The organism is Polaromonas sp. P4_F4, from assembly GCF_056401355.1.
Genome location: NZ_JBFUJO010000012.1, coordinates 91,832 through 103,732, shown reverse-complemented (window position 1 = coordinate 103,732; position 11,901 = coordinate 91,832). Strand labels below are relative to the sequence as shown.

At 60.2% G+C, this 11,901-nt stretch carries 14 protein-coding genes; all 14 read right to left on the bottom strand.

The features are described 5' to 3' along the window. Nucleotide 1: 1 nt before the first annotated feature. The gene (gene rpsS, locus AC1DUR_RS14320) at nucleotides 2-280 is read right to left on the bottom strand and encodes a 30S ribosomal protein S19 (protein WP_011481233.1); all 279 of its coding nucleotides are present in this window, start codon (nucleotides 278-280) and stop codon (nucleotides 2-4) included. Between the two features lie 9 nt (nucleotides 281-289). Then, on the bottom strand, nucleotides 290-1,114 hold the full coding sequence (gene rplB, locus AC1DUR_RS14315) for a 50S ribosomal protein L2 (protein ID WP_011481232.1): 825 nt from the start codon (nucleotides 1,112-1,114) through the stop codon (nucleotides 290-292). After that, nucleotides 1,114-1,440 (bottom strand): 50S ribosomal protein L23, encoded by a 327-nt coding sequence (rplW, locus tag AC1DUR_RS14310; RefSeq protein ID WP_011481231.1) that lies wholly within the window; start codon nucleotides 1,438-1,440, stop codon nucleotides 1,114-1,116. Before rplW ends, rplB begins: the two co-directional genes overlap by 1 nt. Then, entirely contained in the window at nucleotides 1,437-2,057 is a 621-nt protein-coding gene (gene rplD / locus AC1DUR_RS14305) for a 50S ribosomal protein L4 (protein ID WP_011481230.1), read from the bottom strand. The genes rplW and rplD overlap by 4 nt, the downstream gene beginning before the upstream one ends. Then, nucleotides 2,057-2,740, bottom strand: a complete 684-nt coding sequence (gene rplC, locus AC1DUR_RS14300) for a 50S ribosomal protein L3 (RefSeq protein WP_011481229.1) — start codon at nucleotides 2,738-2,740, stop codon at nucleotides 2,057-2,059. The genes rplD and rplC overlap by 1 nt, the downstream gene beginning before the upstream one ends. 216 nt (nucleotides 2,741-2,956) lie before the next feature. Continuing rightward, nucleotides 2,957-3,271 carry a 30S ribosomal protein S10 gene (gene rpsJ, locus AC1DUR_RS14295; RefSeq protein ID WP_007838118.1) on the bottom strand — a complete coding sequence of 105 codons (315 nt, stop codon included), beginning with the start codon at nucleotides 3,269-3,271 and terminating at the stop codon, nucleotides 2,957-2,959. A gap of 24 nt (nucleotides 3,272-3,295) precedes the next feature. After that, a complete protein-coding gene (gene tuf, locus AC1DUR_RS14290; RefSeq protein WP_436155802.1) occupies nucleotides 3,296-4,486 on the bottom strand; it encodes an elongation factor Tu in 1,191 nt (396 codons plus the stop codon). A 147-nt stretch (nucleotides 4,487-4,633) separates the two neighbouring features. Further along, on the bottom strand, nucleotides 4,634-6,736 hold the full coding sequence (gene fusA, locus AC1DUR_RS14285; protein ID WP_477720166.1) for an elongation factor G: 2,103 nt from the start codon (nucleotides 6,734-6,736) through the stop codon (nucleotides 4,634-4,636). A 199-nt stretch (nucleotides 6,737-6,935) separates the two neighbouring features. Further along, complete coding sequence (gene rpsG / locus AC1DUR_RS14280; protein ID WP_011481226.1) at nucleotides 6,936-7,409, bottom strand: 30S ribosomal protein S7; 474 nt, start codon at nucleotides 7,407-7,409, stop codon at nucleotides 6,936-6,938. Between the two features lie 228 nt (nucleotides 7,410-7,637). Next, a complete protein-coding gene (gene rpsL, locus AC1DUR_RS14275) occupies nucleotides 7,638-8,015 on the bottom strand; it encodes a 30S ribosomal protein S12 (protein WP_092130055.1) in 378 nt (125 codons plus the stop codon). A 310-nt stretch (nucleotides 8,016-8,325) separates the two neighbouring features. After that, nucleotides 8,326-9,534, bottom strand: coding sequence for a D-alanyl-D-alanine carboxypeptidase family protein (locus tag AC1DUR_RS14270; protein WP_477720167.1), 1,209 nt, complete (start codon nucleotides 9,532-9,534; stop codon nucleotides 8,326-8,328). 82 nt (nucleotides 9,535-9,616) lie between these two features. Beyond that, nucleotides 9,617-10,282 carry an alpha/beta hydrolase gene (locus AC1DUR_RS14265; RefSeq protein ID WP_477720168.1) on the bottom strand — a complete coding sequence of 222 codons (666 nt, stop codon included), beginning with the start codon at nucleotides 10,280-10,282 and terminating at the stop codon, nucleotides 9,617-9,619. Nucleotides 10,283-10,381: 99 nt separating this feature from the next. Then, nucleotides 10,382-10,756, bottom strand: coding sequence for a (2Fe-2S) ferredoxin domain-containing protein (locus tag AC1DUR_RS14260; RefSeq protein ID WP_477721713.1), 375 nt, complete (start codon nucleotides 10,754-10,756; stop codon nucleotides 10,382-10,384). A 9-nt stretch (nucleotides 10,757-10,765) separates the two neighbouring features. Next, nucleotides 10,766-11,893: a VanZ family protein gene (locus AC1DUR_RS14255; RefSeq protein ID WP_477721712.1), complete on the bottom strand. Its 1,128-nt coding sequence runs from the start codon at nucleotides 11,891-11,893 to the stop codon at nucleotides 10,766-10,768. Nucleotides 11,894-11,901 lie beyond the last annotated feature (8 nt).

Below are 11,901 nucleotides of genomic sequence, written 5' to 3'. Positions count from 1 at the left end.
CTTATTTCTTCACAACTTTTTTATCAGCTGGATGACCTTTGAAGGTGCGAGTCAATGCAAACTCGCCCAGCTTGTGGCCCACCATCTGATCGGTGATGTAGACAGGCACGTGCTGCTTGCCGTTGTGAACGGCAATGGTCAGGCCGATGAACTCGGGCAGGATCATGGAGCGACGCGACCAGGTCTTGATCGGCTTTTTGTCCTTGTTGGTAACGGCCTTGTCGGCTTTGGCTACCAAATGATGGTCGACAAACGGACCTTTTTTGAGTGAACGTGTCATGGGTTAGCCTTACTTCTTGCGACGCGAAACAATCATCACTTGCGTGCGCTTGTTGTTGCGGGTGCGGTAGCCCTTGGTCAGGTTACCCCATGGGTCGACAGGATGACGGCCTTCGCCGGTCTTGCCTTCACCACCGCCGTGCGGGTGGTCAACCGGGTTCATCACCACACCGCGAACGGTCGGGCGAATACCCATCCAGCGCTTCACACCGGCCTTGCCGAGACGGCGCAGGCTGTGTTCTTCGTTGGCGACTTCACCGATGGTGGCGCGGCATTCGATGTGGATCTTGCGAACTTCACCGGAGCGCATACGCACCTGGGCGTAGGTACCTTCGCGGGCCAACAAGGTTGCAGAGGTGCCGGCGGAACGGGCGATTTGCGCGCCCTTGCCGATTTGCATCTCGATGCAGTGAATCGTCGAACCGACAGGAATGTTGCGGATCGGCAGGGTGTTACCCACGCGAATCGGCGCTTCCGAACCACTGATCAGCGTGGCGCCGACTTCAAGGCCGCGAGGGGCAATGATGTAGGTGCGCTCGCCGTCGGCGTAGCAGAGCAATGCAATGTGGGCCGTGCGGTTGGGGTCGTACTCGATACGCTCGACCTTGGCCGGAATGGCGTCCTTGTTGCGTTTGAAGTCCACTACACGGTAGTGATGCTTGTGACCACCGCCCTTGTGGCGAACCGTGATGTGCCCGTTGTTGTTACGGCCGGACTTCTGGAATTGTGGCTCCAGCAGCGGCGCGTAAGGCTCACCCTTGTGCAGGTGATCCCGGGAGATCTTCACCATGCCGCGCATACCCGGCGAGGTGGGTTTCATTTTAATGACAGCCATTACGCAGACTCCCCACCGAGGTTGAGCTCTTGACCTGGCTTGAGCGTCACGTAGGCCTTGCGAATGTTGTCGCGGCGGCCCACGGATTTGCCAAAGCGCTTGGTCTTGCCTTTGATGTTGAGGACGGCAACTGACTGGACGTCCACTTTGAACATCAGCTGCACAGCAGCCTTGATTTCAAACTTGGTAGCGTCCTGCAGCACCTTGAAGGTCACGGCATTGGTCTTGTCTGCGATCATCGTGGCCTTTTCAGACACGATGGGAGCGACCAGAACCTGCATCAGGCGGCCTTCGTCGAATTTGGTTTTGGAGTTCACGGCGCTCATGCGAACATCTCCTTGAGTTGGTCCATGGCAGCCTTGGTGACCAGAACCTTCTTGTAGTGAACCAGCGACACCGGATCGGCGTAACGGGGCTCAACCACGAGGATGTTCACCAGGTTGCGGGAAGCCAGGTACAGGTTTTCATCAACCACATCAGCGATGACCAGCACCGAGTTGAGGTTCATAGCCTTGAACTTGTCAGCCAGGACTTTCGTCTTGGGTGAATCCACAGCCAGGGAATCAACCACAGCCAGGCGGCCTTCGCGCGCCAGTTGCGAGAAGATCGATGCCATGCCGGCGCGATACATCTTCTTGTTGATTTTCTGCGTGAAGTTTTCATCAGGCATGTTCGGGAAGATACGACCGCCGCCGCGCCACAGTGGCGAAGACGTCATACCAGCACGTGCACGACCGGTTCCCTTTTGCTTAAAAGGCTTCTTGGTCGAGTGACGGACCTGCTCACGGTCCTTCTGGGCCCGGGTACCCTGGCGGGCGTTGGCCTGGAAGGCCACGACCACCTGGTGAATCAGGCTTTCGTTGTATTCGCGACCAAACACGGTATCAGGCACGTCCACTTTGGACGAAGCCAGACCTTGGTCATTCAGGAGTTCGACCTGCATCAGTTCGCTCCTTTAGCAGCGGTGGTGGGCTTGGCTTTGATCGCGGCACGAACCGTGACAAAACCGCCCTTGGAACCAGGCACAGCGCCGCGAATCATCAGCAGTTGACGGGCTTCGTCAATGCGCACGATGTTCAGGTTTTGCGTGGTCACGGTGACGTCGCCCAGGTGGCCCGTCATGCGTTTACCAGGAAACACGCGACCGGGATCCTGCGCCATACCGATGGAGCCGGGAACGTTGTGCGAACGGCTGTTACCGTGCGACGCGCGTTGCGAGCTCATGTTGTGGCGCTTGATGGTGCCGGCGTAGCCTTTACCAATGGAGGTGCCCTGCACGTCCACCAGCTGGCCCACAGCAAACACGTCGGCTGCAGGCACAACGGTACCGGCGGCGTATTTGCCTGCGACGTCAGCCGTCACGCGGAATTCTTTCAGGATTTCACCAGCTTCAACGCCTGCTTTCGCAAGGTGGCCGGCGGCCGGCTTGGTCACGCGCGATGCTTTGCGCGCGCCAAATGCCACTTGGAGGGCATCGTAGCCGTCATTTGCTTCGGTTTTAACCTGGGTCACGCGGTTGTTCGATACATCCACCACGGTAACAGGAACTGTGTCCCCATCATCCGTAAACAGACGCATCATGCCAACTTTGCGGCCCAGCAACCCGAGGGAGTTGCTCAGACTCATGATGTGTTCTTTCGTAACTTTCACCGCTGCGACTTCAATTGGCCGCAGACGTTTTAACGTGAAAGACTGTTAATAAAACCGTCCGATCCATGCAAGCAAGAAGCCAACATACAAAGGACAGCCCAAGAGTATAGCCCAGGTCGCCAAAAATGGCAAACCCGGGCAAAAACCTGTCGATTTGGGATCTGGCTTGTGGCCGAAACCCCGATTTTTTGCTTACTGCAGCTTGATTTCGACGTCCACGCCGGCTGGCAGATCGAGCTTCATCAACGCGTCCACGGTTTTATCCGTGGGGTCAACGATGTCCATCAGGCGCTGGTGCGTACGGATTTCCAGCTGGTCGCGGCTCGTCTTGTTGACGTGGGGCGAACGCAGGATGTCAAAACGCTTCATGCGGGTTGGCAGGGGCACGGGGCCCTTGACAATCGCGCCGGTGCGCTTGGCAGTATCAACGATTTCAGCTGCCGACTGGTCGATCAGCTTGTAGTCAAACGCCTTCAGGCGGATGCGGATTTTTTGCTTGGTGGCCATGGTAATTCCTTAAGGTTTGCAGGATTACGCAATGATCTTGGCCACAACGCCGGCGCCAACGGTCTTGCCGCCTTCGCGGATGGCAAAGCGCAGGCCTTCTTCCATGGCGATCGGGTTGATCAGCTTGACGGTGATCGACACGTTGTCGCCTGGCATGACCATTTCCTTGCCTTCTGGCAACTCGATCGCACCCGTCACGTCCGTCGTGCGGAAGTAGAACTGGGGGCGGTAGTTGTTGAAGAAGGGCGTGTGACGGCCGCCTTCGTCCTTGCTCAGCACGTAGATCTCGCCGGTGAAGTGSGTGTGYGGCTTGATCGAGCCGGGCTTGCACAGCACCTGGCCGCGCTGCACGTCTTCGCGCTTGGTGCCGCGCAGCAAAATACCGACGTTGTCGCCGGCCTGRCCCTGGTCGAGCAGCTTGCGGAACATCTCGACGCCGGTGCAGGTGGTCTTTTGCGTGTCGGCAATACCGACGATCTCGATCTCTTCGCCGACCTTGATCACRCCRCGCTCGACACGGCCGGTCACGACGGTGCCGCGGCCGGAGATGGAGAACACGTCTTCCACGGGCATCAGGAAGGCGCCGTCCACTGCGCGCTCGGGCAGGGGGATGTAGGTGTCCAGGGCTTCGGCCAGCTTCATGATGGCTTCTTCACCCAGGGGACCCTTGTCGCCTTCCATGGCGAGCTTGGCGGAGCCGTGGATGATGGGGGTCTTGTCGCCGGGGAARTCGTACTTGTCGAGCAGCTCGCGCACTTCCATTTCGACGAGTTCGAGCAGYTCGGCGTCGTCGACCATGTCGCACTTGTTCAGGAACACGATGATGTARGGCACGCCGACCTGGCGGGCCAGCAGGATGTGCTCGCGGGTCTGGGGCATGGGGCCGTCAGCGGCGGAGCACACCAAAATGGCGCCGTCCATCTGGGCCGCGCCGGTGATCATGTTTTTGACGTAGTCGGCGTGGCCGGGGCAGTCGACGTGGGCGTAGTGGCGGTTSGCCGTCTCGTACTCGACGTGGGCGGTGTTGATGGTGATGCCGCGGGCCTTTTCTTCGGGGGCCGCGTCAATCTGGTCGTAACCTTTGGCTTCGCCGCCGAACTTGGATGCCAGCACGGTCGTGATCGCCGCCGTCAGGGTCGTCTTGCCATGGTCCACGTGGCCAATCGTGCCGACGTTGACGTGCGGCTTGGTCCGCTCAAATTTGCCTTTTGCCATTTTTCTCTCCAGATAAAGAACATGCCCGTGTACGGTTTAACGTCTGCACTGTGTTGCTGATTCACTTCGCACGGGTACAAAGTGGCACACAATCGCAGACAAGAAAATGTGATGCCGGCCCCCTAGGAGGCCGGCACCGGTTTTTGCTTACTTGGCGCGCGCAGCCATGATGGCTTCCGACACGTTGCGCGGTGCTTCAGAGTAGTGCTTGAACTCCATGGAGTACGTTGCACGGCCCTGCGACATCGAACGCAGCGTCGTCGAATAACCGAACATTTCGGACAGGGGCACTTCGGCCTTGATGGCCTTGCCGCCACCGACCATGTCTTCCATGCCCTGCACCATGCCGCGGCGTGAAGACAGATCGCCCATCACGTTGCCGGCGTAGTCTTCAGGTGTTTCCACTTCCACGGCCATCATCGGCTCCAGAATCACCGGGCCCGCCTTGCGGCAGCCTTCCTTGAAACCAAAGATGGCGGCCATCTTGAAGGCCAGTTCGTTCGAGTCCACATCGTGGTACGAACCGAAGTGCAGCGTGACCTTGACGTCAACCACCGGATAACCGGCCAGCACGCCGGACGTGACGGCTTCGTTGATGCCCTTTTCCACCGCGGGGATGTATTCGCGAGGAACCACACCACCCTTGATGGCGTCGATGAATTCGATGCCCTTGCCGGCTTCGTTGGGTTCGATCTTGAGCACAACGTGGCCGTACTGGCCCTTGCCGCCGGACTGGCGCACGAACTTGCCTTCCGCGTCTTCCACGGTCTTGCGGATGGTTTCGCGGTAAGCCACTTGCGGCTTGCCCACGTTGGCTTCCACGCCGAATTCGCGCTTCATGCGGTCCACGATGATTTCCAGATGCAGCTCGCCCATGCCGGCAATCAGGGTCTGGCCGGACTCTTCGTCGGTCTTGACGCGGAAAGACGGATCTTCCTGCGCCAGGCGCTGCAGGGCGATGCCCATTTTTTCCTGGTCGGCCTTGGTCTTGGGTTCCACGGCCTGCGTAATCACGGGCTCAGGGAACACCATGCGCTCGAGCATGACGATGGCATCGGGATCGCACAGGGTTTCGCCCGTGGTCACGTCTTTGAGGCCCACGCAGGCGGCGATGTCGCCGGCGCGGATTTCGCTGACTTCTTCACGGTTGTTCGCGTGCATCTGCACGATACGGCCGATACGCTCTTTCTTGCCCTTGATCGGGTTGTAAACGCTGTCGCCCTTTTTCAGGACGCCGGAGTAAACGCGCACGAAAGTGAGCTGGCCCACAAACGGGTCAGTCATCAGCTTGAATGCAAGCGCAGAGAATTTCTCTTCGTCGTCAGCCTTGCGGGTGACGGGCGCTTCATCTTCGTCCATGCCCTTGACGGGAGGAATGTCGATCGGCGACGGCATGAATTCAATCACGGCGTCCAGCATGCGCTGCACGCCCTTGTTCTTGAACGCGGAGCCGCAGTACATCGGCTGGATTTCGCTGGCAATGGTACGCGTGCGGATGCCCAGCTTGATTTCAGCTTCGCTCAAATCACCTTCTTCAAGGTATTTGTTCATCAGTTCTTCGGACGACTCGGCAGCAGCCTCAACCATTTTTTCGCGCCATTCCTTGGCCAGCTCGACGAGCTCGGCGGGAATTTCGCTGTAAGTGAACTTCATGCCTTGCGAGGCTTCGTCCCAGATGATGGCCTTCATTTTCAGCAGGTCGACCACGCCGGTGAAGTTTTCTTCAGCACCAATGGGAATCACCATGGGCACAGGGCTGGCCTTCAGGCGCAGTTTCATCTGCTCGACGACTTTGAAGAAGTTCGCGCCGGTGCGGTCCATCTTGTTGACGAACGCGAGGCGGGGAACCTTGTATTTGTTGGCTTGGCGCCAGACGGTTTCAGACTGGGGCTGAACGCCGCCCACGGCGCAGTACACCATGCAGGCGCCGTCGAGCACGCGCATGGAACGCTCCACCTCGATGGTGAAGTCCACGTGGCCAGGGGTGTCGATGATGTTGATGCGGTGCTCGGGCAGGGACGTGTCCATGCCCTTCCAGAAGCAGGTGGTGGCAGCGGAAGTGATCGTGATGCCACGCTCCTGTTCCTGCTCCATCCAGTCCATGGTGGCGGCGCCGTCGTGCACTTCACCAATCTTGTGGTTCACGCCGGTGTAAAAAAGAATCCGCTCGGTAGTCGTGGTCTTGCCGGCGTCGATGTGCGCGGAAATGCCGATGTTGCGGTAGTTTTGAATGGGGGTAGCGCGGGACATAAATTACTTTCAGTTCGGGTTGACGAACAAAGACTCGTTGCCAAAAACAGCTCTCATTGTTTTTGAAGCATCTGCCGGCTGTGCGTTGTGCGCCCAGCTGGCAGAAATTGGGGTTGAACCGCCAGGAATCAAGGTGATGACCACCTTGAGACCGCCCGGCAACCCGTCAAATCAATGCAGCAAACACTGCAATCGGAACTTAGAAGCGGAAGTGGCTGAACGCCTTGTTGGCTTCTGCCATGCGGTGAACTTCGTCACGCTTTTTCATGGCGCCGCCACGGCCTTCGGTCGCTTCCATCAGCTCATTGGCCAGACGCAGGGACATGGACTTCTCGCCGCGCTTCTTGGCGGCTTCCTTCAGCCAACGCATGGCCAGGGCCATACGGCGGACGGGACGCACTTCAACCGGCACCTGGTAGTTGGCGCCGCCGACACGGCGGGATTTCACCTCAACCATGGGCTTGATGTTGCCGATGGCCATGTGGAAAGCCTCCAGCGGGTCTTTGCCGGGGTTCTTTTTCTCGATAAAGTCGAGCGCGCCATAAATGATGCGCTCTGCGACGGCCTTCTTGCCGCCTTGCATGATCACGTTCATGAATTTGGCGAGATCAACGTCGCCAAATTTTGGATCAGGAAGAATTTCACGTTTAGGGACTTCGCGACGACGTGGCATTTTTTCACCTCTTTGCTTCAGTTGGCACCGCCTCTTAAGGCAACACCGCGAGAGTTATCAAACCCTCACTTACTCGACCGGCGCAACCAATTTGCACTTGGGTCACTTCGTCTCAAACACCTGCCAGGGCGAGTGAAACACCTGTTTCGAAGGAACTATCACCGACTTCTGTGACAACTTCTTCTGGCGCGAGCTCTCAGTGAAGAGAAAAACCCGAGCCGGTTTGGCTTATTTGGCCTTTGGCTTCTTCGCACCGTACTTGGAGCGCGACTGCTTGCGGTCTTTCACGCCTTGCAGGTCGAGCGAGCCACGAACGATGTGGTAACGCACACCGGGCAAGTCCTTGACACGACCGCCGCGAACCAGCACCACGCTGTGTTCCTGCAGGTTGTGGCCTTCGCCGCCGATGTAGGAAATGATTTCAAACCCGTTGGTCAGGCGCACCTTGGCGACCTTACGCAGAGCGGAGTTTGGCTTTTTAGGCGTCGTGGTGTACACACGGGTGCACACACCGCGGCGCTGCGGAGAATTCTCCATCGCAGGGCTCTTGGACTTGATCTTTTCGACCTCGCGCCCCTGACGGACTAACTGATTGATGGTTGGCATTGAAAAACGTCCCTAAACGTCTGAAAACTAATTACCGCGGTTGATGCGCGGCCACAAATATTTCCCGCTGCAAAAGCGGAAAAGCCTTCTAGTATAAACCGGATAGTGAAAACGCTCAAGCAAAACGCGGCCAGCGCCGCAATGATGGCGTCCGCCTGCCATGAGATCAGCGCCCCCGACGGCGGATTTCAGACCGTAAGGCGAACGACCTTAAGCAATAGTGTTAGCGCACACTTTCAAAAAAGTATGCGCCAACATTGAATTCTTCACTCTAGGTTTTCCGAAGACCTGGCGCATCAGATGCGGCGGCTTACTTGATCCAGAGGCGGATGGAGTCCCAGGCGCGCCCGAGAATGCCCGCCTCTTCCACGGCTTCCAGCGCCACCAGCGGCACCTCGGCCACCGGCGTGGGGTTCTCACCCAGCATGACCTTGAGGACTCCCAGCTGCTGGCTCTTCACAAAAGGCGCCACCAAAGGATCGGGCCTGGCGACCTGGGTTTTGACCTTGGGAGCGCTGCCAGCCGCCACGGCGACCACAATGGCTTCGGGTCGGCCCAGCTTCACGGTAGAACTCTTGCCTTTCCAGACCGAAGGCGCGACCACTGCCTGCCCCGCGTCGAAGAGCTTGACCGCCTCAAAGGCGGTGTAGCCCCAGTTCAGCAGTTTTTGCGACTCGTTGGCGCGGGCGCTGTCGCTGGACGTGCCCAGCACGATGGCCAGCAGGCGACGGCCACCGGGGGCGCCGCCGGCGCCCAGATTCGGGAAGTCGCGCCTGGCCGTGGCGATCATGCAGTAACCCGCTGCCTCGGTGTGGCCGGTTTTCAGGCCGTCCACGGTGGGATCCCGGAACAGCAGGGTGTTGCGGTTGGTGTCATTGGCCGCAGGCGTGCCGGGATAGCGGTACTTCTTGATCGCTGAATAGCCGATGTAGTCGGGGAAATCACGCATCAGTCGGGTCGCCAGGATGCTCAGGTCGCGCGCCGTGGTGGTGTGCCCCGGCTCGGTCAGGCCTTCCGGGTTTTTATAGGCCGTGGATTTCATGCCCAGGGCCTTGGCCTGCTCGTTCATGAGCCGCACAAAGTGCTCAGCCGTTCCGCCCACGCCTTCGGCGAGCGCCATCGTGGCGTCGTTGCCCGACTGCACCACCATGCCCTTGATCAGGTCTTCCACCGGCACCTGCATTTTGGGGTCGATGAACATGCGGGAGCCCGGCATCTTCCAGGCCCGCTCGCTCACGCCGAAGGTTTGCTTGAGGTCGATTTTTTTGGATTTGAGCGCATCAAACACCAGGTACTCGGTCATGAGCTTGGTCAGCGAGGCCGGCTCGATCGGGGAATCAATGTCTTTGGCCGCCAGGATCTGGTTGGCCGTCATATCCAGCAGCAAATACGAACGCGCGGCAATCTCGGGCACCTGGGGGGCTTGCGCGTGCGCGGCGGGAAGGAAAAAGGAGGCAACCAGGAGCAGGGTGGCGGCGGCGCCGCGCAGGCCGCCTGGAGCCTTGAGTGAACAGTACATGTCGGGAAACTCGTTAAGGGGAAGGAAAAAAGGGGGAGGAATGGGAGAAAGGGAGCGAGAAACCGCAAAGGATCCGAAAAGCTCAGAGCGCGGGCGAAGCCAGGTGGCGGATCACCAGATTTTTCAGCAGCGGCAATTGTCCATGAAAGAAATGACCGCCTCCGGGCACAACCGTAACAGGAAGTGCCTGTGGGCGCGCCCAGTCCAGCACGGCGGGCAGCAGCACGGTGTCGTCCTGCTCGCCATGGACCACCAGCGTCTTCAGGTGCGCGGCCGCGTCAATCGGCGCGGCCGGCGCCCGGCTGACGCTGGTGCCGACCAGCACGAGTTTTTCAATAACGCGAACGGGGTTGAGGCGGGCAAAGGCATGCGTGGTGACAAAAGCGCCAAAGGAAAACCCGGCCAGTGCCAGCGCGCTCCCACCCGCGCCGGCGTCGCCGTCGCCGTCCGGCATGGGCGACACATGTTGCACGACGGCCAGCAGGTCGTCGAGCTCGCCCCGGCCCTCGTCATGGCTGCCGGCACTGCCGCCCACGCCCCGGAAGTTGAAGCGCACGGCCGTCCAGCCGCAGTGAAGGAAGGCTCGCGCCAGGGTCTGCACCACCTTGTTGTCCATCGTGCCGCCGAACAGCGGGTGCGGATGGGCAATGATCGCCATGCCCCGGGAAATGCCGGCGGGTGCGTCCAGCGCAATTTCCAGGGCGCCAGCCGGACCCTGGATGCTTGATTTGCGGGTGTGGGAATTCACGGGAAAACTTTCTGTTCAGTTGAGACGCTACAAAAAGAGGAACGACCTATCCGGCCTGTACCGGACCTGAAGCGCCGCACCGGCCCGCCCAGCCTCACCTCAACGACCCAGATGCGCGGGCGTCAGCAGGCGCTCCACCACCTTGCCATTCTTGAGGTGGGACTCGACGATCTCATCGATATCGTCGGCATCCACATAGCTATACCAGACCGCTTCGGGATAAACCACCGCCACCGGGCCGCCGGCACAGCGGTCCAGGCAGCCGGCCTTGTTGACCCGCACTTTGCCCGGCCCCGCCAGTCCGGCCGCCTTCACCTGTGATTTGCAGCGGTCAAAACCTTCCTGCGCGCGGTGATTGGCGCAACAGTCTTCGCCAGGGGCGCGCTGGTTCAGGCAAAAGAAAATGTGCCGCTCGTAATAGGAGTCGGCCTTGGCGGCCGCCGGGGCGACGTCTGGGGAAATGGATGGAGTCATGGACCGATTTTACTTTTCACCCGGCGGCGGGCGTTCGGGGCTGGAAAGCCGCACCAGCACATACAGCATGGCCGCATAGGGCCACAGCCAGCCCAGCCACTGAACCAGGCCGTGAAAACGGATAAAGCGGCCCTGCTCCCAGGTTTGCAGGGTCTGGGCGAAATAAGGATCGGCAGGCGCCTGGTTCAGCAGCCCCAGCTGGATCGCCAGCGCCAGCAGGGCAACGGCCGCGGCGCCACGGCGCGGCACGGCCAGCAGCATCACGGCCAGCAAGGCCGCGAGCGCCACGCCCGCCTGCACCGGCACATCCAGCCAGGCCCAGGCATGCTCGGGCCCATAGCTGAGGGCCGCCGACAGCGCGGATGCGGCCACACCGGTCGCCAGCATCGCCGCCGCGAAGGCCACGCGCTGCCACAGCGTACGGATGATGCTGTAGCCCAGCAGGCAGGGAATCAACGCGCCGAGCGCCACGCACACCAGTTCGGCAAGCGGGACCAGCGGCTGCAGCTCCACATCCCGCACCGGCATCCACTCCAGGAAGGGGGAGTCCATCAGGGCTTCGGCGAGCGCAGACTCCAGCCGCTCGAAAACCTGGCCCAGCCCCAGAGGCACCGCCGCCGGAAACAGCAGCGCGGGCGGCCACAGCAGCAGCAGCACCAGCGCGCCACTTGCATCCTGGGCAAACCAGCGCCCCCTGAAGCGGCTCCAGCGATCCACCAGGCCGGTTTTCTCCAGCACCCACGCGCAGCAGGCGCCCAGCAAGGCACCCAGCGTATTGAGGGCCAGATCCACGTTGGAAGCGATGCGCGATGGCAGGTAGCTTTGCAGCGTTTCCATGGTCAGCGACAGCAGCGCCGCCATCAGCACCGCCGCGCAGACCGACCACCCGGCACGCCGGCTGCCGAACGTCGACAACACCGACAGCGTCAGCAGCAAGCCCAGCGGCGCATAGCCCAGCAGGTTGGCCCCGACATCGAAACCGGTCCAGTAGCGCGGCAGCGGCGCCGTCAGAAACCGCAGCGGCGAGATGCCCTGGTCGCGCCAGTCGGCAAACGGATAAAGGCTTGCGTAAACAATCAGGCAGATGGCTACCAGTGCCAGCGGCCAGGCGGTGGTTCTTTGTACTGACTGTGGCACAGGAGGTG